We start from the raw sequence: 21,464 nt of genomic DNA, 5'->3' as shown, positions 1-21,464 counted from the left end.
GGGGGAGCGCATGTCTCGTCGACATCCCATCATCTCGATCACCGGCTCCTCGGGCGCCGGCACCACCTCGGTGAAGAAGACGTTCGAGAACATCTTCCGCCGCGAGAATGTGGTCGCGGCCTACATCGAGGGCGACGCATTCCACCGCTACGACCGCGCCGAGATGCGCAGCCAGATGCTGGAGAAGGCCGAGCGCGGCGACAAGCATTTCAGCCATTTCAGCCCCGAGACCAATTTGTTCGAGGAACTGGAGAAGCTGTTCAGCGACTATGCCGAGACCGGCACCGGAACGACGCGGCACTATGTCCACGACGAAGAGGAATCCCGACTCTACGGCGCCAAGCCCGGCACCTTCACCAAGTGGGAGCCGCTGCCGGAGAATTCCGACCTGCTGTTCTATGAGGGCCTGCATGGCGCCGTGGTCACCGACAAGGTGAACGTCGCGCAGCACGCTGACCTCAAGATCGGCGTCGTGCCGGTCATCAATCTCGAATGGATCCAGAAGCTGCATCGCGATCGCAGCCATCGCGGCTACTCCACTGAGGCCGTGACCGACACCATCCTGCGCCGCATGCCTGACTATGTGAACTACATCTGCCCGCAGTTCAGCGAAACCGACATCAATTTCCAGCGTGTGCCGACGGTCGATACATCGAATCCGTTCATCGCGCGCTGGATCCCGACGCCGGATGAATCGATGGTCGTGATCCGGCTGAAGAACCCGCGCGGCATCGATTTTCCCTATCTGCTCTCGATGATCCCGAACAGCTTCATGTCGCGCGCCAACTCGATCGTGATTCATGGCGCCAAGCTGGACCTGGCGATGCAGCTCATCCTCACCCCGCTGATCCTGCAACTGATCGAACGAAAGAGGCGAACGATATGACCGCACTTGCGTCCGTTGCCAACCGGCCCGACGTCAGCCATGACGAGATGGCCAACGCCATCCGCTTCCTCACCATCGACGCGGTGGAACAGGCGAAATCCGGCCATCCCGGCATGCCGATGGGTATGGCCGATGTCGCGACCGTGCTGTTCACCGACTTCCTGAAGTTCGACCCGGCCGATCCGGCCTGGCCCGACCGCGACCGCTTCGTGCTGTCGGCAGGTCACGGCTCGATGCTGCTCTACGCGCTGCTCTATTTGACGGGCTACGAGAGCATGACGCTCGATCAGCTCAAGGCCTTCAGGCAGTGGGGATCGAAAACCCCGGGCCATCCCGAATACGGGCACACGCCGGGGGTCGAGACCACGACCGGGCCGCTCGGGCAGGGGATTGCGACCGCGGTCGGCATGGCGCTCGCCGAGCGCTTGATAAACGCCCGCTTTGGCGACGAGCTGGTCGACCATTACACCTATGTGATCGCCGGCGATGGCTGCCTGATGGAGGGCCTCAGCCATGAGGCGATCTCGCTCGCCGGCCATTTGCGGCTGAACCGGCTGATCGTGCTGTTCGACGACAACCACATCTCGATCGACGGCGCCACCTCGCTGTCCTGCTCGGACGACCAGACGGCGCGGTTTGGGGCCAGCGGCTGGAACGTCTGCCGCATCGACGGCCACGATCCGCAGGCCATCTCTGCAGCGATCAGGCAGGCGCGGTCGAGCGATCGTCCGTCGCTGATCGCCTGCCGCACCGTGATCGGGTTCGGTGCGCCGAACCGGCAGGGCAGTGAGAAAGTGCATGGCGCGCCGCTCGGCACCGATGAGGTGGCGAAGACCCGCAGCGCGCTGCGCTGGCCGTATCCGGCATTCGAAATCCCCGACGCGGTGCTGGCCGAGTGGCGCGAGCTCGGCGGCCGCGGCCGCGACGCGCGGCGGGCCTGGATCGAGCGCTCGCGCAGCGCCTGCAAGGCCGACACGGGCGTGCGGTCTGCGTTCCACGACGCGCTGAACCGGAAATTGCCCTGCGCCTATACCAAGGCGATGGCCAAGCTTGTGGAACGGTTTGCGACCGAGCGGCCGAAGCTCGCCACGCGGCAGGCCTCGCAGCAGGTCATCGACGTCATCGCCGAGGCCTTGCCGAACCTGCTGGGCGGCTCCGCCGACCTCACGCACTCCAACCTCACGCTGGCGAAGTCGCAGGTTTCGGTGCGGCCGGAGACGCTCGACGGCAGCTATATCCATTATGGCATCCGCGAGCACGGCATGGCCGCGGCGATGAACGGCATCGCGCTGCATGGCGGGTTCATTCCCTATGGCGGCACCTTTCTCAGCTTCGCCGATTACAGCCGGCCGGCAATCCGTCTTGCGGCGCTGATGGGGATCCGCGTCATCCATGTGATGACCCACGATTCGATCGGGCTCGGCGAAGACGGGCCGACGCATCAGCCGGTCGAGCATCTGGCGGCGCTGCGGGCGATCCCGAACCTGCTGGTGTTCCGCCCCGTCGATGCAGTGGAGACGGCGGAAGCCTGGGACTGCGCGTTGAAGGCGGAGACCTCGCCGTCGATCCTCTGCCTGTCGCGGCAGGCGCTGCCGACGGTCCGCGACGATATCAAGGACAACCAGGTCGCGCTCGGCGCCTACGTTCTCGTCGAGCCGGCCTTCGGGCGTGACGTCACCCTGATTGCAACGGGTTCGGAGGTGGCGATCGCGCTCGAAGCCGCAAAGCTGCTGGCGGAAGACGGAGTACAGGCCGCGGTCGTCTCGGCCCCGTGCTTCGAGCTGTTCCGCCAGCAGCCGAGCGGCTATCGCGCCAAGGTGCTGGGCGACGCCCCGCGCGTCGGTGTGGAGGCCGCAGTCGAAGGCGACTGGGCGCGCTGGCTCGGCGACGACGGGGCGTTCGTCGGCATGACCGGCTTCGGTGCCTCCGCGCCGGCCGACGTGCTCTACCGCGAATTCGGCATCACGCCTGCGGCAGTTGCCGCGGCGGCAAAGCAACTCAAGCAACGAGCGAATTGAAAGGAGGACGCCATTATGGCGCGGATCACACTGAGGCAATTGCTGGACCACGCCGCCGAACGCGGCTACGGCGTGCCGGCCTTCAACATCAACAATATGGAGCAGGGCCTCGCCATCATGGAGGCGGCGGCCGCCTGCGATGCGCCGGTTATCATCCAGGCCTCGCGCGGCGCGCGGTCCTATGCCAACGACATCATGCTGGCGAAGATGATCGACGCGCTGGAGGAGATGTATCCGCAGATCCCGCTCTGCCTGCATCTCGACCACGGCAACGAGGAGGCGACCTGCGCCACCGCGATCCGCTACGGCTTCACCTCGGTCATGATGGACGGCTCGCTGAAAGCCGACGCCAAGACCGCGGCCGACTACGACTACAATGTCGATATCACCCGCCGGGTGGTCGAGATGGCGCACTGGGTCGGTGCGTCGGTCGAAGGCGAACTCGGCGTGCTCGGCTCGCTCGAACATGGCGGCGGCGAGCAGGAGGACGGTCACGGCGTCGAAGGCAAGCTGAGCCATGACCAGCTGCTCACCGATCCCGACCAGGCGGTCGATTTTGTCCGCGTCACCAAGGTCGATGCGCTGGCGATCGCGATGGGCACTTCGCACGGCGCCTACAAGTTCACGCGCCGCCCCGACGGCGAGATCCTGGCGATGCGCGTGGTCGAGGAGATCCACACCCGGCTGCCGAACACGCACCTCGTGATGCATGGCTCGTCCTCGGTGCCGCAGCCGCTGCAGGATATGTTCAACCAGTTCGGCGGCGAGATGCCGCAGACCTGGGGCGTGCCGGTCGAGGAGATCGTCCGCGGCATCAAGCACGGCGTGCGCAAGGTCAACATCGACACCGATTGCCGGCTGGCGATGGCCGCGGCCTTCCGCAAGGTCGCGGTGCAGTCGAAGAGCGAGTTCGATCCGCGCAAATTCCTGAAGCCCGCGATGGATGCGCTGCGCGAACTCTGCCGTGACCGCTTCGAGCAATTCGGCACGGCCGGCAATGCCGCCCGGATCAAGGTGGTGGCACTGCCCGAGATGGCCCGTCGCTACCGCGCCGGCGCGCTCGATCCGCAGATTGGAAAGATGACCCAGGCCGCCTGAGCAAATGGCGGCGAACGACAGGAGATTTTGATGAATATTCAGCAGTCGATCACGGTGCGTGGCAAGGATCGCTACAAGTCCGGCGTGATGGAATACAAGCGGATGGGCTATTGGGAGCCGAACTACGAGCCCAAGGACACCGACGTGATCGCGCTGTTCCGCGTCACGCCGCAGGACGGCGTCGATCCGACCGAGGCCTGCGCGGCGGTGGCGGGCGAATCCTCGACCGCGACCTGGACCGTAGTGTGGACCGACCGGCTGACCGCCGCGGAGAAATACCGGGCGAAGTGCTATCGCGTCGATCCGGTGCCGAACTCGCCGGGCAGCTACTTCGCCTATATCGCCTACGACCTCGATTTGTTCGAGCCGGGCTCGATCTCGAACCTGACGGCGTCGATCATCGGCAACGTGTTCGGCTTCAAGCCGCTGAAGGCGCTGCGGCTCGAGGATATGCGGCTGCCCGTCGCCTATGTGAAGACATTCCAGGGCCCGGCAACTGGCATCGTGGTGGAGCGCGAGCGGCTCGACAAGTTCGGCCGTCCGTTGCTCGGCGCCACCGTGAAGCCGAAGCTCGGCCTGTCCGGCCGCAACTACGGCCGTGTTGTCTATGAAGCCTTGAGAGGCGGGCTCGACTTCACCAAGGACGACGAGAACATCAACTCGCAGCCCTTCATGCACTGGCGTGAGCGCTTCCTGTACTGCATGGAGGCGGTCAATCGCGCCCAGGCCGCCACCGGCGAGATCAAGGGCACTTATCTCAACGTCACCGCGGCGACCATGGAGGATATGTACGAGCGCGCCGAATATGCCCACGAGCTCGGCTCCAACATCGTCATGATCGATCTTGTGATCGGCTACACCGCGATCCAGTCGATGGCGAAGTGGGCGCGCAGGAACAACATGATCCTGCATCTGCACCGCGCCGGCCACTCCACCTATACGCGGCAGCGCAGCCACGGCGTCTCGTTCCGGGTGATCGCGAAGTGGATGCGGCTGGCCGGCGTCGATCATATTCATGCCGGCACGGTGGTCGGCAAGCTCGAAGGCGATCCGAACACCACGCGCGGCTACTACGACATCTGCCGCGAGGACTTCAATCCGATGCAGCTCGAGCACGGCGTGTTCTTCGATCAGAACTGGGCGAGCCTCAACAAGCTGATGCCGGTGGCCTCCGGCGGCATTCATGCGGGCCAGATGCACCAGCTGCTCGATCTGCTCGGTGAGGACGTCGTGCTGCAGTTCGGCGGCGGCACGATCGGCCACCCCCGCGGCATCCAGGCCGGCGCGATCGCCAACCGCGTCGCGCTGGAAGCGATGGTCCTCGCCCGCAACGAGGGGCGCGACTACGTCCATGAAGGACCGGAGATCCTGGCCAAGGCGGCGCAGACCTGCACGCCGCTGCGCGAGGCGCTCGATGTCTGGAAGGACGTCACCTTCAACTATGAGTCGACGGATGCCCCCGATTTCGTTCCCACGCCGAGCTTGGCGGTTTGACAGGAGATTCTGATGCGCGTGACCCAAGGCTGCTTTTCGTTCCTGCCCGATCTCACCGACGAGCAGATCGCCGCACAGGTGCAATACTGCCTCGACAAGGGCTGGGCGGTGAACATCGAGTTCACCGACGATCCGCATCCCCGCAACACCTATTGGGAGATGTGGGGGTTGCCGATGTTCGACCTGCGCGATGCGGCAGGGATCATGAAGGAGCTCGCCGACTGCCGGCGGGTCTATGGCGACCGCTACATCCGGATCTCCGGTTTCGATTCCGGCCACGGCTGGGAGTCCGTTCGCATCTCCTTCATCGTCAACCGGCCGCGCGAGGAGCCGGGCTTCCGGCTCGACCGCCAGGAGGCTGCCGGACGCAACCTCCGCTACGCGACGCGTTCCTATGCGGCGACGCGCCCCGAGGGCGAACGCTACACCGACCAGTGACCGCGTCCGGCCAGTAAACCAGGCGGATTGCTCCCTCGACCGTCCTGGTCCGGATGCACTTCTCCGTCGCCGCCGCCGCGGCGACGGAGCCTTTTTCGAAGCGAGAGGATGATGACCCAAGCGCAAGAACAACTCGGCGAACAAATCCGCGAGACGCCGCTCGCAACCATCGACATCCGGCATGAATTCGCCGACCTCGGCATCGGCGACGTGCTCGACCAGCTTGATTCCGAACTGATCGGCCTCAAGCCGGTGAAGACCCGCATCCGCGAGATCGCCTCGCTGCTGCTGGTCGAACGTATCCGGCAGAAGATGGCGTTGGCGACGACGTTTCCGACCCTGCACATGTCGTTCACCGGCAATCCCGGCACCGGCAAGACCACGGTCGCGCTCAGGATGGCCGGCATCCTGCACAAGCTCGGCTTCGTGCGCCGCGGCCACGTCATCAGCGTCACGCGCGACGACCTCGTCGGGCAATATATCGGCCACACCGCGCCGAAGACCAAGGAGATACTGAAGAAGGCGATGGGCGGCGTGCTGTTCATCGACGAGGCCTATTATCTCTACCGCCCCGAAAACGAGCGCGACTACGGCCAGGAGGCGATCGAGATCCTGCTGCAGATCATGGAACAGCAGCGCGAGGATCTGGTGGTGATCCTGGCCGGCTATGGCGACCGCATGGAGAAGTTCTTCCAGAGCAATCCGGGCTTCCGCTCACGTATCGCCCATCACATCGACTTTCCGGATTATTCGGACGGCGAGCTGCTCTGGATCGCCGAATTGATGTTGCAGCAGCAGAATTATCGCTTGTCTCCGGAAGCACGCGAGGCCTTCATCCGCTACATCGCCGTGCGCAAGGAACAGCCGCTGTTCTCCAATGCGCGCTCGATCCGCAACGCGCTCGACCGCATCCGGCTGCGCCAGGCCAACCGGATCGTGGCAAAGCTCGACCGCACGCTGACGGCCGACGACGTGATGTCGATCGAGGCCGGCGACGTGCTTGCCAGCCGCGTGTTCAGCAAAGAAGCCGGTGCAGCGGGCGAGGGACGATGAATCAGGCGCTCGCAGTGATCCGAAGGACCGGGATGCGCGACATCATTGCGGGCGCCCGTGCATTGATCTTCGACGTCGATGGCACGCTGGCCGAAACCGAGGAGGTGCACCGCCGCGCCTTCAACGAGGCGTTTGCCGAGGCAGGCCTCGACTGGTTCTGGGATCAGGTCACCTACGCGCGGCTGCTCCGCGTCGCCGGAGGCAAGGAGCGCATCCGCGCGTTCGACCAACGCAACGCGATGCCGGCGCTGACATTTGCCGATATCGCCGACCTGCACCGGATCAAGACCGCGCGCTACGCCGCGCTGATAGCGGCGGGCGGCTGCCCGCTGCGGCCGGGCGTGAGAGCATTCCTCGGCGGTGCGCGCCGCCGCGGCCAGCGGCTGGCGATTGCGACCACGACCTCGCATGGCAACATCGATGCGCTGCTCTCGGTCGCGCTGGGGCTCGGCTGGACCGGTCTGTTCGAGACGATCGTTGCCGGCGACGACGTTCCGCGCAAGAAGCCGGCGCCCGACGTTTATGTCGAGGCCCTGACCCGGCTTGGACTGGCGCCGGCGGACTGCATCGCCATCGAGGATTCCGGCAACGGCCTCGTTGCCGCGTCGCACGCGGGCATCCCCGTGGTCATCACCCGAAGCGCGTATTTCGCTGATGACGATTTCGCGGAGGCGCTGCTCGTCGTCGACGACCTCTCGGTGATCGACAAGTAGGGTCGGCGCCGTGTCGTTCGGGTCGGTCTGCCCGGTACAGGTCACAAACAATGTGACTAGTCGGCGCATTTCTTCCGTGGAATAGTACCGAAGTACCCCGCAAGAGGGTCGCCCTGCGCTGCCACACCACCTTGAACGCTGGTGGAGGGCGCACACGAATGAGCTTGGGAGACCGCGCCTCATGATGCCTGAATCCACCGTTGCGCCCCCTTCAATTCCTTCTCTCGCAGGCGAGTGAAGCCGGCCGGTGCCGCGTGGACGGGCGATCGGCGCGACGCGAGGGATGGTGGTGCCAGTCATGGGCTGCATCGACTTTTTCCGCAATAAATCACCCTGACGGCGGCGCGGATGCTGCTGCCGAGAGGTGGTATGACATATAACACGCTCGTCATGGTTGATACGCCATTGGCTGCAGCGCGGCACCAATCAAAGAAGGGGAGTGACGCATGTTCAGATTGAAGGTCTCGTTGATCGCGCTGGCGCTGGCAGGTCTCACCGCGGCCGCGCCGGACGCCCGCGCCCAGAGCAAGCCGACCATCGGCATCGCAATGCCGACCAAATCCTCGGCACGCTGGATCGACGACGGCAACAACATGGTCAAGGTGCTGAAGGAACGCGGCTACGGGACCGACCTGCAATATGCCGACGACGACATCCCGAACCAGCTCTCCCAGGTCGAGAACATGGTGACCAAGGGCGCCAAGGTGCTGGTCATCGCGGCGATCGACGGCACCACGCTGTCCGACGTGCTGAAGCAGGCCAAGGCCCAGGGCATCACGGTGATCGCCTATGACCGCCTGATCCGGGACACGCCAAATGTGGACTATTACGCGACCTTCGACAATTTCCAGGTCGGCGTGCTGCAGGCGCAGTCGATCGAGACCGCGCTCGGGCTGAAGGACGGCAAGGGGCCGTTCAACATCGAGCTGTTCGGCGGCTCGCCCGACGACAACAACGCCTACTTCTTCTACGACGGCGCGATGTCGGTGCTGAAGCCCTATATCGACAGCGGCAAGCTTGTGGTTGCGAGCGGCCAGACGGGCATGGGCAAGGTCGCAACCCTGCGCTGGGACGGCGCGACCGCGCAGGCCCGCATGGACAATCTGCTCAGCGCCTTCTACGGCAAGAGGCGCGTCGATGCGGTGCTGTCGCCGTATGACGGCCTGTCGATCGGCATCATCTCCTCGCTGAAGGGCGTCGGCTACGGCAGCAAGGACCAGCCGATGCCGTTCGTCAGCGGCCAGGATGCCGAGGTGCCCTCGATCAAGGCGATGCTGCGCGGCGAGCAATACTCGACCATCTTCAAGGACACCCGCGATCTCGCCAAGGTCACGGCCGACATGGTCGATGCCGTGCTGAGCAAGAAGGAGGTCAGCGTCAACGACACCAAGACCTACAACAACGGGGTCAAGGTGGTTCCGTCCTATCTGCTCAAGCCGGTCGTGGTGGATAAGACCAATTGGGAGAAAGTCCTGATTGACAGCGGCTACTACAAGCGCTCGCAATTCGACTAAGCTTGAGAGGCGGGTGAGCGGCGGCTGATAGCGCCGAGACCGATCGACGCTGCGGGACACGATTTGATGACGGCGATGCTTGAGATGCGAGACGTCAGCAAGAGCTTTGCCGGCGTGCAGGCATTGCGCGACGTCAATTTCACCGTGGAGGCCGGACAGATCCATGCCCTGGTCGGCGAGAATGGGGCCGGCAAGTCGACCCTGATGAAGGTGCTGAGCGGGGTCTATCCCGCCGGCGGCTATGAAGGGTCGATCCTGTTCGACGGCGAGGAGCGCCGGTTCCGCGACATCAACGACTCCGAGGCGCTGGGGATCATCATCATCCACCAGGAGCTAGCGCTGATCCCGCTGATGTCGATCGCCGAGAACATCTTCCTGTCGCGCGCGCCGTCGCGGTTCGGGGTGATCGACCGCGATGCGGTGTACCGGCGGACCGCCGAGCTGCTGACCCAGGTCGGCCTGCGGGAATCGCCTGATACCCTGGTCACCGATCTCGGCGTCGGCAAGCAGCAGCTCGTCGAGATCGTCAAGGCGCTGTCGAAGCAGGTGCGCCTCCTGATCCTGGACGAGCCGACCGCGAGCCTCAACGAGGCCGACAGTGCCGCGCTGCTGGACCGGTTGCTGGCGTTCCGCGAGCAGGGCATCGCCTCGATCCTGATTTCGCACAAGCTGAACGAGGTCGCACACGTCGCCGACCGGATCACGGTGCTGCGCGACGGCCGCACCGTCGACAGCCTCGATTGCCGGATAGAGCAGGTCGACGAGGACCGGATCATCCGCAGCATGGTCAACCGCGATCTCGCGCATCGCTTCCCCGAGCGGAAGGTCGCGATCGGCGATCCCGTGATGACGGTGGAGAACTGGTCGGTGTATCACCCGCTGCACACCGCCAGGCAGGTGATCAAGAACGTCGATTTCAAGGTGCGCCGCGGCGAGGTGGTCGGCATTGCCGGCCTGATGGGCGCTGGCCGCACCGAGTTCGCCATGAGCCTGTTCGGCCGGGCCTGGGGCTACAATATCTCCGGCAGGATCGGCCTCAATGGACGCGATGCCAACCTTGCCAGCGTGCCGGCGGCGATCGATGCCGGGCTCGCCTATGTCACCGAGGACCGCAAGCAGCTCGGGTTGCTTCTCGCCGACGACGTCCGCAAGAACGTGACGTTGGCGAGCCTTCGCCAGGTGTCGGATCGTGGCGTGATCGACGATGTGGTCGAGCTGAAGGCCGCCAGCGACTACCGCAACCGGATGCGGATCCGCTGCTCCGACGTCTATCAGGAGGCCGGGCAGCTCTCCGGCGGCAACCAGCAGAAGGTGGTGCTGTCGAAATGGCTGATGACCGATCCGCAGGTGCTGTTGCTGGACGAGCCGACCCGCGGCATCGACGTCGGGGCAAAATACGAGATTTATTGTATCATCAACGAGCTCGCGGAGGCCGGCAAGGGGGTCGTGGTGATCTCGTCGGAGATGCCGGAATTGCTCGGCATCTGCGACCGGATTTGCGTGATGAACGACGGCGCCTTCGTCGGCGAGTTTGCGAAGGACGACGCGACGCAGGAGAAGATCATGCGCGCCATCATGCGCAATGTCAGGATGTCCGGAACCGGCGCCCATAGAGGCGAGGTCCGGGCGGGAGACGGAGCACAATGACCGACAAGACGGTATCACTTCCCGAGACCCCCAAGCATTCCGGCTTCATCAAGAACAATCTGCGCAACTACGGCATGCTGCTGTCGCTGCTCGCGATCATGCTGTTCTTCGAGATCGTGACCGACGGCACGCTGTTGCAGCCGGTCAACCTCACCAATCTCGTGCTGCAGAACAGCTACATCGTGATCATGGCGCTCGGCATGCTGCTCGTGATCGTCACCGGGCATATCGACCTGTCGGTCGGCTCGGTCGCGGGATTCGTCGGCGCGGTCGCGGCGGTGCTGATGGTGAGCTACCATGTCGATTACCCGACCGCCTTCATCGTCTGTCTGCTGGTCGGGGCCGCGATCGGCGCGGCGCAGGGTTACTGGGTCGCCTATTTCAAGATTCCGTCCTTCATCGTGACGCTGGCGGGCATGCTGGTGTTCAAGGGCCTTGCGCTCGCGGTCCTGCAGGGCCGGTCGGTCGGGCCGTTTCCGCCGACCTTCCAGAAGCTGTCGTCGGGCTTCATCCCCGAGCTGTTTCCGAGCGCCGGCACGCTCTATCCGACCTCGCTTCTGATCGGTGTCGTGCTGGCATTCGCGCTGGTATGGGCGAGCGCCAAGAGCCGGGCGCGCGAGCAGTCGCACGGCATCGAGGTCGAGCCCTACGCGTTCTTCGTGGCCAAGAGCATCGCGCTGGCTGGCGCGGTGCTCTATTTCACCTATCTGATCGCCTCGTATCGCGGCCTGCCGAACGTGCTCGTCATCATCACGGTCCTGATCGCGCTCTACGGTTTTGTGGCGCGGCGGACGGTGATCGGCCGGCAGATCTATGCCGTCGGCGGCAACGCAAAGGCCGCGAAACTCTCGGGCGTCAAGACCGAACGGCTGACCTTCTTCACCTTCGTCAATATGGGCGTGCTGGCGGCGCTGGCAGGGCTGGTGTTCGCAGCCCGGCTCAACACCGCGACGCCCAAGGCCGGGCTCGGCTTCGAGCTGGACGTGATCGCCGCTTGCTTCATCGGCGGCGCCTCGGCCTATGGCGGCGTCGGCCGGGTCGGCGGCGCGGTGGTCGGTGCCATGATCATGGGGGTGATGAACAACGGCATGTCGATCCTCGGTATAGGCATCGATTATCAGCAAGTGATCAAGGGCCTCGTCCTGCTCGGCGCCGTCTGCATCGATGTCTACAACCAGCGCCGGTGACTGCCACGCAGTCATATTTCCACGATAGGATGCTGGCGCAGTGCAGGAGGAAGCCGCGTGAAACTGTCTCATGCCGATGCGCTGAACATCGGAGACATCCTCGCCGAGGTCGGCCGCAGCGAGATCATGCCGCGGTTCCGCCGCGTGCGGGAGATCGAGGTCCGTACCAAGACATCGGCATTCGACGTGGTCACCGAGGCCGATGAACTCGCCGAGCAGGCGATATCGGCGGCGCTGCTCCGGGCCTTCCCGAACGCGGTTGTGATCGGCGAGGAAGCGACGTCGCGCGACCCGGCCGCGCTCGATCAGGTCGGAACCGCGGAGCTCGCCTTCATCATCGATCCGATCGACGGCACGCGGAACTTCACCTCGAGCCTGCCGCTGTTCTGCACCATGGTGGCTGCGACCATGCGGGGCGAGATCGTGTTCGGTGCGATCCATGATCCCGTCAGCAACGACACGGCATTCGCGCTGCGCGGCGAGGGCGCGTGGCTCGCGATGCCGGATGGCAAGCGGCATGATCTGAAAGTGGCGCCGGCCGTGCCGGTCAAGCAGATGGACGCGGTGGTCGGCGTCAACTTCCTGCCTGAGCCGCTGCGCACGACCGTCGCCGGCAATCTGTCCAGGCTTGGCGCCAGCGCCTGGCTCCGATGCGCCGCGCACGAGTATCGCATGGCGGCGTCCGGCCATTGTCATTTGCTGTTCTACAACAAGCTGATGCCGTGGGATCATGCCGCCGGCTGGCTGTTGCATCGCGAGGCCGGCGGCTACAGCGCGCATTTCGACGGATCGCCGTACAAGCCGGTCAACCTGACGGGCGGCCTGCTCTGCGCGCCCGACGAGGAGAGCTGGCATGCGGCACAGCAGGCGATCCTGACGCCGGCGGGATAGAGGCGGGACGTGCGTTCGGGTGTGCCCATACTCACTGTCGTCCCTGCGGAAGCAGGGACCCATAACCACAGGACTGCATTGTTGAAGAAGGCTGTAGCCCCAGCGCTGCAAGGCAATTGACATTCGTGGTTATGGGTCCCGGGTCGCGCTTCGCTTGCCCGGGACGACGCGGAACGTGTGGCACGGCCAGTGAGTCATACATCCGCATTCTCGCGACATGATTTGTCCGAGCTTCGCGTCTCATTTTGCCGCTCTGAGAACAGAGGGCGCAGGGAAAGCCGGGTGCCGATCGCACCCATGGGCCCTGTGCAACAAAAAAGCACAGGGGTAGGACCACAGGTGTAACCGGAACCATCCCGGCTTTCCCTGCGCGATGGTTTTACGACTTATGCGCGCTCTCCCCGGCGAGACTTGGCTTGTTTGTCACCGCCTTCGCAAGACGCAATTGCGTCTTACAAGGGGACACCGGCCACATCTAGGGCGTCAGGACCACACGACTTCACCGTCCGCTTCGCGTGCTCTCGTCAGCTCCACGCTCGGCGTCCACCGCATCTCACCGCAACACCCGTGACGATGCGCAAGCGCCCCTCGATCGGGTGAGACGGGGAATTCATACACTGAGTTGGGTCTTCAGATAAACCGAAATACTTTTGCTGCGGGGGCTTGCGCCGTCGGGCAACTCAGTGATTGGCGATTTCGGCCGGGACGTCAAGCAGTGGCCGATGCCTGATGCGTCGCGCGACAAGCGCCATGAGCGCGGCGGCGGCGATCGGCGCCAGTTGCAGGCCGTTGGCGCCCGCAGGCACCATGGCGAAAGGCGTCATGTAAAGCGCGGCGAGCGCGATGCGTTCATACGGCAGCCAGCCGTGCGCGAGCGCCTGCGCAATCAGCCACGCGCCCGGGATCGCCAGGATCACGACCTCGTAGCTGCCCAGAGATGGCACGCACAGGGCGGTCGCCGCGACCATCAGCGCGATCTCGGCGGCGCCGCCGGGCCGCTTCCGCAGCACCAGGATCAGAACTGATATCGCGACCGCGGCCGCGGCCACCTGAACGAGCCAGGCGGTGTTGCTCGATCCGCCGGCCAGCCTGATCGCGGCGTAGGGGCTCGCGAACTTCTCGAAACCGGGCTCGCCGCCGAGGCTCCAGGCGCTTGCCTCCGGCAGCACGGCAATGAATTTGATCCACGGCTCGATCCCGAAGCAGGCGGTGGCCGCCACAACAAGCACGAGCGTTGTTGCGGCCGCCGCTGCGAGCGCGCGCCAGCGCCGCGTCAGGATCAGCACGAGCGGCGCGAGCAGGGCGACCTGCGGCTTGTAGCTGAAGCAGCCGAGCAGCATGCCCGCGATCACCGGATTCCGGTCCAACGTCACCGCCGATCCGCCGAGCAGGGCTGCCGAGAACAGCGAGTTCTGTCCGAACAATGCGCATACCCACACGCCGGGAAAGGCGAGCGCGGGAACGACCGACCCGCCCTTGCGCAAGGCTCTCACCGCGGCTGCATAGGCGGCGCCGGTCGCGACGATCCAGATGACGGCGGCGGTCGCAAAGGAAACCAGCGCGAAGGGCAGCCAGAAGAGCAGTGACGTCGGCGGATAAAAGAACGGTGCGTAGGTCTTCTGACCGAACAGGGCCGCGACCGCGGCGCGGCCTGCGTCGCCATAGGCGTCGCCGGCGCGGCCCTCGAGCGCGAGCTTTGCCGCGGTCCAGAATGCCGCGAAGTCAGGGCCGACATCCATCGTCGGCGCAGCCCACGGGATGATCGCGACGCAGCCGATGAACAGCAGGAGAAAGACGCGGGTGAACGCCATGACGCGATCGGCCGTGAGCCACTCGGCCTCGCGCAGCGCGGAGACCAGCGCGCCCGTGCCGGACATCTGGCTGTCAGTTGCGCGCCGCGTCACAGCGCCCGGACCTGCGGCATCCGAAGGCGTCGCGAGGTGACGCGTCGCATCGTCAGCGAAGGCGAGCCTGTGTCCCTCGAGGTCCGACTTTTGCGACATCGGCCGCTTCATCCCAATCGCGTCATGCACGCCCAACGTTTGGATCAAATCGTCTAAGGTTGCGTAAACCCGGTCGCTGCAATTGGCCGCGGCAGGATCGGAACCCGTCGCGCGACATTGCCCTTGTCCGCGGCCTGTCACGCCGGGCATGGTAAAGGAACCCGCAACGTCGGCGGGTTCCGGGCTGGCGGGCGGACATCTTTGCCTGGCAACGGTAGGATCGCGCCGCCCCACCAGGATTTGGGCGGTTGCCGCCATCGTATGCCCGCGCCGGCTATCGCCGCGATGCGCTCAGGAACAGCGGCCGGAAGATATCGAGAAATCCGGTCGCGGCCGGTGTCAGCGGGCGGTTCTTCAGCCGCAGGATTCCGATCTTGCGGACCAGCGGTGGCGAGACCAGCCGTTTGACCACGACACCGCGCGGGGCGCGCGGCGGCAACGCCGATGCCGGCACGATCGAGATGCCGACATTGGCGCCGACAAAATCATAGAGCGTGCCGAACTGCTCGACGATGGTGCTGTGATTGAGCACGATACCGTTCGTGGTTGCGACGCTGTCGATCTGCTTGCGCAGGCCCGAGCCGGTCGGCAGCGAGACGAAAGCTTCGTTGCGCAGCTCGCGCAGGCTCAGCGTGCTCTTGTGTCGCAGCGGATGGCGTGAAGGCAGGATCGCGAAGCAGGACTCTTCCACCGCGTCATCGCTGACCACCTCCTGGCCCAGCGCGGTGACGTTGCCGACGCCAAAGTCGGCGAGGCCGCTGCGCACATCCTCATAGACCTCGCTGCCGAGGCCTTCGCGCAGGTGGATTTCGACGCCTGGATGCGCCTTCCGGTATTTCAGCACGGCCTCCGGCACCACGTGATGGGTCAGTGACAACAGGCACGAGATGATCAGGCGCCCCTTGATCTGATCGCCGAGCGCGCGGGCGTTGTCGACCTGGGCGCCGAGATCGGCGAGCAAGCGCTGCATCGATGCGGTGAATTCGCGGCCTGGTGCGGTCAGGATGACGTTACGCGTCGAGCGCAGGAACAGCGAGACCCCGAGTTGGCGTTCGAGTTGAAGCACCAGCCGGCTGACCGCCGATTGCGTCATGCCGAGGTCGGCGGCCGCGGCCGTGAAGCTGCCATACACCGCAACCGAGTTGGCGGCGCGCAGATGTTTGAGGCTGACCTCGAACTGGCGTGGGCGACGGTCGCGCATCATTCATTCCATTTTCGCATCAATAATCCAGATCGGAAAATATTTGACCTATATCGCCGCGACGTCAACGATGAACACAACGACAGCGCGGTGAGCGGGAAGGGAATTCCGGATGACGGCGAGCCTGAAAATGAGGGCACAAGGCGCGCTCAGGGGTGTCCGCGTTCTCGATCTGACGCGCTTCTATTCGGGTCCGTTCGCCACCTTGATGCTGGCGGGCTTCGGTGCGGAGGTCATTCGCATCGACACCCCGGAGCAGGGCGATCCCGCCATGACGGGGCCGCCGTTCCTCGGCAAGGATGGCGTCGCGCTCGACCGGAAGCACGACAGCGATCTCGGTCTTGCTTATCTAAAGCGCTGCCGCGACAAGAAGTCGATCACGCTGAACATGCGCTCGGCGGAGGGCATGGAGCTGTTCCATGCGCTGCTGCGCAAGGCGGACATCCTGGTTGAGAATTTGCGCCCCGGCGCCGCCGAGCGGCTCGGGATCGACTATGAGGCAAACCGGCAGGTCAACCCCGCGATCGTACATTGCGCGCTGACCGGCTACGGATCGACCGGCGCCGACCGGCGTCTCAAGGCCTATGATTTGATGATCCAGGCGGCGTCCGGCCTGATGTCGATCACGGGTGCGCCGGACAGCGGCCCCAGCAAGGCAGGCACTGCGCTCGCGGATGGCATCACCGGCGCCTTCGCGGTCTCCGGCATCCTCGCCGCGCTGACCGAGCAGCGCATTTCGGGGCAAGGCCAGTTCGTCGACGTCGCGATGGCGGATTGCCTGCTGTCGCTGGTGCTCGACGAGCCCTTGGATTGCTATCCCCGGATGGGCATGGCGCCGCGGCAGGGCAATCGCATCATGCGGTTCTCGCCGTTCAACACCTATGCCACGCGCGATGGTGCGATCGCGCTCGGTGCCGCCACCAACGAGGATTGGCTGGCGCTGCTGGGTGTGATGGACCGGCTCGACCTCGCGCAAGACGACAAGTTCATGAACACCGGCTGGCGCGTTGCCAACAATGCGCTCGTCGACGCGATCGTCAGCGAATGGACGCTGGGCCGCACCACGGCCGAGGCGATCGAGGCGCTCAATCGCGGCGATGTCGCGGCAAGCCCGATCCGCGATATCGACGATATCCTCGCCTGGGAACATCTCGACGCGCGCGACATGCTGCAGGCCGTCGCGCATCCGACCGAGATGCTGGAGCAGCGCGTCATCGGCGCCGGTTTCCCGATCAAGATGGGCCGGACCCATAAGGGATACACCGCGCCGGCTCCGACGCTGGGGCAGAACAATCAGGAGATCTATGGCGGTCTGCTGGGTCTTTCCGGCGAGAGGATCGACGATCTGAAGTCGAGGCGGGTCATCTGAAGCAAAGAGGCCGGCACATGCATGCCGTCCCAAGCGGGGAGCGTCGAGGACAGTGATGGCGAAGACACGATGGATCACAGGTGCGGCAATCGCGTTGCTGGCCGGCAGCGCGGTGCTGACGCCGGTTCGGGCGGAGGATGTGCAGCCGGTCAGGATCGGCGTGCTCACCGACATGTCGGGCATGTATCGCGACATCATGGGGCCGGGATCGGTGCTCGCCGCCAAGATGGCGGTCGAGGAGTTCGGCGGCAGAGTGCTGGGTCGTCCGATCGAAGTGATCTCAGGCGATCACCAGGCGAAGGCCGATGTGGGCGCGGCGATCGCCCGCAACTGGTTCGACAATGGCGGCGCCGACGTCATCGTCGACGTGGCGCAGTCGGCGGTGGCGCTCGCCGTGCAGGAATTGGCGCGGGCGCGCAACAAGATCGTCATCCACGGCGTGACCGGAAGCCCGGTAATCACCCAGCAGGCCTGCGCGGCGACCGCGTTCTCGTGGTCGCTCAATGCCTATGCGATTTCGGCGCCGCTGCCGAAGCCGCTGATCGAGCGCGGGCTCGACAGCTTCTTCTTCCTCTCCGCTGACTATTCCTTCGGCAAGGCGATGGAGGACGCTGCCACCAATGCGATCAAGGCGGCGGGGGGCAAGGTGCTGGGCTCGGTGCGCTTCCCGCAAAACAATCCCGACTTCAGCTCGTTCCTGCTGCAGGCGGTGTCGTCAAAGGCCAAGGTGATCTGGCTGATCTCCGCCGCCGAGGACACCACCAACGCCCTGAAGCAGGCCAAGGAGTTCGGCATCGCCGAGGGCGGTCAGCACATCGTGGTGCCGTTGACCTACATCACCAATGTGCACGCGCTCGGAATTGCCAACGTCCAGGGTCTGACGTTTGCGACGCCATTCTACTGGGACCGCACCGACAAGACCCGCGCCTGGTCGGAGCGCTTCTTCAGACAGCATCATGCGATGCCGACGATGGATCAGGCCGCGGTCTATTCGGGAACGCTGCACTATCTGCAGGCCGTCGCCGCCGCCAGGACGCTCGATGGCCCGAAGGTTGCCGATGAAATCAGGAGGCTGCCGGTCAACGACATGTATGTCGAGAACGGGATTGTGCGCGCCGATGGCTGGCTGATGCATCCGTTCTACATGGCGAGCATCAAGGCCCCCGGCGAGGTCAAGAAGCCCTGGGATTACTACAACATCGAGAAGGTCATTCCGGCATCCGAGGCGGCGCAGCCGCTGTCGGAGAGCCAGTGCCCGCTCGTCGCCCAATCGCAATGACATCGACACAAAGGAGAGACCATGTCGCGCGAAATCCTCAAGATGTATTCGGACTACAAGAGCCCCTATGCCTGGCTGGCGTTTGATCCGGTGTTCGAGCTGGAGAAGAGATACGACATCAAGGTGCAGTGGCGGCCGTTCCAGCTGCGGATCAAGGGCTCCGGCCAGCGCAGCGTCTATTCGGAATACAAGGTCAAGTATTCCTACATGGATGCACGGCGGTCCGCCAACGAGCGTGGCGACAAGAAGATCATCCGCGGCCCGTTGAAGATTTTTGACACCGCGCCGGCGCTGATCGGCGGGCTGTTCGCGGAGAAGCAGGGACGCCTGATCGAATACAGCCGGCTTGTTTATGAGCTGTTCTTCCGCCGCGAGCTCGCTGTCGACGAGGTCGATGCGGTGGAGCGCTTCATCGTCTCGCTCGGCATGTCCGGTGCCGACTATCGCGCCTATCTCGAGGGCGACGGCCGCCGCGAATATGAGGAGGCGCAGCAGGAGAGCCAGGGCGACCATATCTTCGGCGTGCCGATCTGCGTCTTTCGCGGCGAGCAGTTCTGGGGCAATGACCGCGTGCCGATGCTGGAGCGCCGGCTGCAGGAGGTTGGCCTTTCGCTGGCCCGCGAAAAGCAGCCGGCCTGAGCGGCAGGATGGAGGCTCCGATGATCGACCTTCATTTCGCGCCGACACCGAACGGCTGGAAGATATCGATCATGCTCGAGGAATGCGAGCTGCCGTACACTGTCGTGCCCGTCAACATCACGCGCGGCGATCAGTTCCGGAGCGAGTTCCGAGCCCTCAATCCGAATGAGCGGATTCCCGTCATCGTCGACAGGGATCCGCCCAGCGGAGGCGAGCCGCTGACCATCTTCGAGTCGGGTGCGATCCTGCTCTATCTCGCGGAGAAGACCGGCCGCTTCGTTCCGCGCGATCTCCGTGGCCGTTACCGCGTGCAGCAATGGCTGATGTGGCAGATGAGCGCGCTCGGACCGATGCTGGGCCAGAACGGGCACTTCTCGCTCTATGCGCCGAGCAAGATACAATATGCGGTCGAGCGCTACAGCAATGAGGCGCGCCGCCTCTACGGCGTGCTCAACGATCGGCTCGGCGAGAGCATCTATGTCGCAGGCGACGACTATTCGGTCGCCGACATCGCCTGCTTTCCCTGGGTCATGACCCACAAGGCGCAGGGTGTCAGCCTCGACGATTTCCCGCATGTCAGGCGCTGGTTCGCCGCGTTGCGCGCGCGGCCGAAGCTCCAGAAGGGGCTCGCGGTCGGCCGGCGTGGCATTCGCAAGACGCTCGACGCGCAGGCGCGCAGCAATCTGTTTGGTGCGAGACCTGCGGGCGGAGACGCGCCTACCGGAGCGCTTCAATCACAACAAGTGGATAATTGAGATGACCCTGCCTCCGAAAATGCTGACCGGCTATCGCGTGCTCGATATCACCCAGTTCGTCGCGGGCCCGACCTGCACGCGTCTGCTGGCCGAAGCCGGCGCCGACGTGATCAAGATCGAACTCGCGCCGTTTGGCGACCGGTCGCGCTTCCAGGGCCTCAAGCCGCGCGATCCCGCCTACAAGAACACGTCGCAGAGCACCTACTTCTTCCAGCAGAACCATTCGAAGCGCAGCCTCGCGCTCGACTTCAAGCACGAGAAGAGCCGCGAGATCCTGACCCGGCTCGCGGCCAAGGCCGACGTTCTCGTGGAGAATTTCACGCCCGGCGTGATGGAGCGCGCCGGACTTGGCTACGAGACGCTCAAAAAGATCAATCCGCGGCTGATCATGTGCTCGATCTCTTTTGCGGGGCAGAGCGGTCCGCTCAGCGACAAGCCGGGCTTCGACTACATCGCGCAGGCCTTCGCCGGCATTACCGGCGTGATCGGCGACCCCGACGGGAAGCCGGCGCAGGTGCCGGTCGCGATCGGCGACGCGTCGACCGGCGTTGCCGCGGCGATGGCGGTGGGTTTTGCGCTGCTGCATCGCGAGCGTACCGGCGAAGGGCAGTTCATCGAGTCGACGCTGCTCGACACCTATTTCCATATGCACGAGGCCAATGTGCCGAAGGTCTCGCTGCGCGGCGACAGTTTTGTGCCGCAGCGGGAAGGCTCGCTGCATCCGAACGGCGGCCCGGTCGGCGTGTTCGATTGCGGCCGGGACGAGTTTCTCGTGATCTGCGCGCTGGCGCATCAATGGCCGCAAATGGTTCGTGCGCTGGGGAGGCCGGAGCTCGAGAAGGATCCGCGGTTCGAGTCCGCGCGCGCCCGCGCCGACAACAGGGTGCTGGTGGGGGAGATCGTCGAAGCCTGGCTCAAGACGTTTCCGTCGCGCGATGCAGCGATCGCGGCATTGGAAAAAGAGAGAATTCCCTGCGCGCCGGTGCTAACCCTGAATGATGCCATGGCGCAGCCGCATCTGATCGAGCGCGGCACGGTCCGCCATGTCAGCGATCCCCGGATCGGCAAGTTTGCGATTCCCGGCGTGCCGATGCGCTTCTCGGAATGGCCGCAGCGCACCGAGCTGAGGGCCGACCTGCTCGGCGAGCACAATGAAGCGATCCTGGGCGAGCTCGGGCTGTCCGAGCAGGAAATCGACCAGCTCTATGCCGAGAAGGTGCTGGTGCAGGACCGGGAGTTGCGGGCCGGGAAGCGGCTCAGGCAGGCGAGCTGAGTCGCG

The 21,464-nt window shown here is 64.7% G+C and carries 18 protein-coding genes; 16 read left to right on the top strand and 2 right to left on the bottom strand.

What is annotated here, in order from left to right; all coding sequences use genetic code 11:
• Positions 1-10: 10 nt before the first annotated feature.
• The 11 genes from K359_RS0118625 to K359_RS0118575 all read left to right on the top strand — a co-directional run bounded on the left by K359_RS0118625 (position 11) and on the right by K359_RS0118575 (position 12,939).
• Complete coding sequence (locus tag K359_RS0118625; protein WP_029080712.1) at positions 11-886, top strand: phosphoribulokinase; 876 nt, start codon at positions 11-13, stop codon at positions 884-886.
• Positions 883-2,904, top strand: a complete 2,022-nt coding sequence (gene tkt / locus K359_RS0118620) for a transketolase (protein WP_029080711.1) — start codon at positions 883-885, stop codon at positions 2,902-2,904. The genes K359_RS0118625 and tkt overlap by 4 nt, the downstream gene beginning before the upstream one ends.
• Positions 2,905-2,919: 15 nt before the next feature.
• Positions 2,920-4,002: a class II fructose-bisphosphate aldolase gene (fba, locus tag K359_RS0118615; RefSeq protein WP_029080710.1), complete on the top strand. Its 1,083-nt coding sequence runs from the start codon at positions 2,920-2,922 to the stop codon at positions 4,000-4,002.
• A gap of 30 nt (positions 4,003-4,032) precedes the next feature.
• Positions 4,033-5,496 (top strand): form I ribulose bisphosphate carboxylase large subunit, encoded by a 1,464-nt coding sequence (locus tag K359_RS0118610; protein WP_029080709.1) that lies wholly within the window; start codon positions 4,033-4,035, stop codon positions 5,494-5,496.
• A gap of 12 nt (positions 5,497-5,508) precedes the next feature.
• The gene (locus K359_RS0118605; protein WP_029080708.1) at positions 5,509-5,934 is read left to right on the top strand and encodes a ribulose bisphosphate carboxylase small subunit; all 426 of its coding nucleotides are present in this window, start codon (positions 5,509-5,511) and stop codon (positions 5,932-5,934) included.
• A 111-nt stretch (positions 5,935-6,045) separates the two neighbouring features.
• Positions 6,046-6,987: a CbbX protein gene (gene cbbX, locus K359_RS0118600; protein ID WP_156928553.1), complete on the top strand. Its 942-nt coding sequence runs from the start codon at positions 6,046-6,048 to the stop codon at positions 6,985-6,987.
• A gap of 32 nt (positions 6,988-7,019) precedes the next feature.
• Complete coding sequence (locus tag K359_RS0118595; RefSeq protein ID WP_371261166.1) at positions 7,020-7,700, top strand: HAD family hydrolase; 681 nt, start codon at positions 7,020-7,022, stop codon at positions 7,698-7,700.
• Between the two features lie 446 nt (positions 7,701-8,146).
• Positions 8,147-9,214 carry a multiple monosaccharide ABC transporter substrate-binding protein gene (gene chvE / locus K359_RS0118590; RefSeq protein ID WP_029080705.1) on the top strand — a complete coding sequence of 356 codons (1,068 nt, stop codon included), beginning with the start codon at positions 8,147-8,149 and terminating at the stop codon, positions 9,212-9,214.
• A 66-nt stretch (positions 9,215-9,280) separates the two neighbouring features.
• Entirely contained in the window at positions 9,281-10,861 is a 1,581-nt protein-coding gene (mmsA, locus tag K359_RS0118585; protein WP_029080704.1) for a multiple monosaccharide ABC transporter ATP-binding protein, read from the top strand.
• Positions 10,858-12,048, top strand: a complete 1,191-nt coding sequence (mmsB, locus tag K359_RS0118580) for a multiple monosaccharide ABC transporter permease (protein ID WP_029080703.1) — start codon at positions 10,858-10,860, stop codon at positions 12,046-12,048. Before mmsA ends, mmsB begins: the two co-directional genes overlap by 4 nt.
• 57 nt (positions 12,049-12,105) lie before the next feature.
• The gene (locus K359_RS0118575; RefSeq protein ID WP_051346198.1) at positions 12,106-12,939 is read left to right on the top strand and encodes an inositol monophosphatase; all 834 of its coding nucleotides are present in this window, start codon (positions 12,106-12,108) and stop codon (positions 12,937-12,939) included.
• Between the two features lie 680 nt (positions 12,940-13,619).
• Here the strand turns inward: K359_RS0118575 and K359_RS0118570 are convergent.
• A complete protein-coding gene (locus tag K359_RS0118570; RefSeq protein ID WP_165128807.1) occupies positions 13,620-14,942 on the bottom strand; it encodes a glycosyltransferase family 87 protein in 1,323 nt (440 codons plus the stop codon).
• 274 nt (positions 14,943-15,216) lie between these two features.
• Complete coding sequence (locus K359_RS0118565; protein ID WP_198031156.1) at positions 15,217-16,143, bottom strand: LysR family transcriptional regulator; 927 nt, start codon at positions 16,141-16,143, stop codon at positions 15,217-15,219.
• A gap of 130 nt (positions 16,144-16,273) precedes the next feature.
• Between K359_RS0118565 and K359_RS0118560 the strand changes: the two genes are divergently transcribed.
• From K359_RS0118560 to K359_RS52330, 5 genes are read left to right on the top strand one after another with little or no spacing between them, the layout of a single operon-like run.
• Positions 16,274-17,512, top strand: a complete 1,239-nt coding sequence (locus tag K359_RS0118560; RefSeq protein WP_029080699.1) for a CaiB/BaiF CoA-transferase family protein — start codon at positions 16,274-16,276, stop codon at positions 17,510-17,512.
• Positions 17,513-17,567: 55 nt separating this feature from the next.
• Positions 17,568-18,791, top strand: coding sequence for an ABC transporter substrate-binding protein (locus K359_RS0118555; RefSeq protein WP_029080698.1), 1,224 nt, complete (start codon positions 17,568-17,570; stop codon positions 18,789-18,791).
• Positions 18,792-18,812: 21 nt separating this feature from the next.
• Entirely contained in the window at positions 18,813-19,430 is a 618-nt protein-coding gene (locus K359_RS52335; protein WP_051346196.1) for a DsbA family protein, read from the top strand.
• Between the two features lie 20 nt (positions 19,431-19,450).
• Positions 19,451-20,185: a glutathione binding-like protein gene (locus K359_RS0118545; protein WP_029080697.1), complete on the top strand. Its 735-nt coding sequence runs from the start codon at positions 19,451-19,453 to the stop codon at positions 20,183-20,185.
• A 1-nt stretch (position 20,186) separates the two neighbouring features.
• A complete protein-coding gene (locus tag K359_RS52330; RefSeq protein WP_051346195.1) occupies positions 20,187-21,458 on the top strand; it encodes a CaiB/BaiF CoA-transferase family protein in 1,272 nt (423 codons plus the stop codon).
• Positions 21,459-21,464 lie beyond the last annotated feature (6 nt).

Origin of the sequence: Bradyrhizobium sp. th-b2 (assembly GCF_000426785.1) — a bacterium.
Classification (GTDB): Bacteria; Pseudomonadota; Alphaproteobacteria; order Rhizobiales; family Xanthobacteraceae; genus Bradyrhizobium; species Bradyrhizobium septentrionale.
This window is presented reverse-complemented; position numbering and strand designations above follow the sequence as displayed.

What these genes read in the sequence shown, in the direction of transcription:
- K359_RS52335 (WP_051346196.1), top strand. Translation starts at nt 18,813, where the DNA reads ATGTCGCGCGAAATCCTCAAGATGTATTCGGACTACAAGAGCCCCTAT.
- cbbX (WP_156928553.1), top strand. Translation starts at nt 6,046, where the DNA reads ATGACCCAAGCGCAAGAACAACTCGGCGAACAAATCCGCGAGACGCCG.
- tkt (WP_029080711.1), top strand. Translation starts at nt 883, where the DNA reads ATGACCGCACTTGCGTCCGTTGCCAACCGGCCCGACGTCAGCCATGAC.
- K359_RS0118560 (WP_029080699.1), top strand. Translation starts at nt 16,274, where the DNA reads ATGAGGGCACAAGGCGCGCTCAGGGGTGTCCGCGTTCTCGATCTGACG.
- chvE (WP_029080705.1), top strand. Translation starts at nt 8,147, where the DNA reads ATGTTCAGATTGAAGGTCTCGTTGATCGCGCTGGCGCTGGCAGGTCTC.
- mmsB (WP_029080703.1), top strand. Translation starts at nt 10,858, where the DNA reads ATGACCGACAAGACGGTATCACTTCCCGAGACCCCCAAGCATTCCGGC.
- K359_RS0118595 (WP_371261166.1), top strand. Translation starts at nt 7,020, where the DNA reads ATGCGCGACATCATTGCGGGCGCCCGTGCATTGATCTTCGACGTCGAT.
- K359_RS52330 (WP_051346195.1), top strand. Translation starts at nt 20,187, where the DNA reads ATGACCCTGCCTCCGAAAATGCTGACCGGCTATCGCGTGCTCGATATC.
- K359_RS0118625 (WP_029080712.1), top strand. Translation starts at nt 11, where the DNA reads ATGTCTCGTCGACATCCCATCATCTCGATCACCGGCTCCTCGGGCGCC.
- K359_RS0118570 (WP_165128807.1), bottom strand. Translation starts at nt 14,942, where the DNA reads ATGTCGCAAAAGTCGGACCTCGAGGGACACAGGCTCGCCTTCGCTGAC.
- fba (WP_029080710.1), top strand. Translation starts at nt 2,920, where the DNA reads ATGGCGCGGATCACACTGAGGCAATTGCTGGACCACGCCGCCGAACGC.
- K359_RS0118610 (WP_029080709.1), top strand. Translation starts at nt 4,033, where the DNA reads ATGAATATTCAGCAGTCGATCACGGTGCGTGGCAAGGATCGCTACAAG.
- K359_RS0118555 (WP_029080698.1), top strand. Translation starts at nt 17,568, where the DNA reads ATGGCGAAGACACGATGGATCACAGGTGCGGCAATCGCGTTGCTGGCC.
- K359_RS0118565 (WP_198031156.1), bottom strand. Translation starts at nt 16,143, where the DNA reads ATGCGCGACCGTCGCCCACGCCAGTTCGAGGTCAGCCTCAAACATCTG.
- mmsA (WP_029080704.1), top strand. Translation starts at nt 9,281, where the DNA reads ATGACGGCGATGCTTGAGATGCGAGACGTCAGCAAGAGCTTTGCCGGC.
- K359_RS0118605 (WP_029080708.1), top strand. Translation starts at nt 5,509, where the DNA reads ATGCGCGTGACCCAAGGCTGCTTTTCGTTCCTGCCCGATCTCACCGAC.
- K359_RS0118545 (WP_029080697.1), top strand. Translation starts at nt 19,451, where the DNA reads ATGATCGACCTTCATTTCGCGCCGACACCGAACGGCTGGAAGATATCG.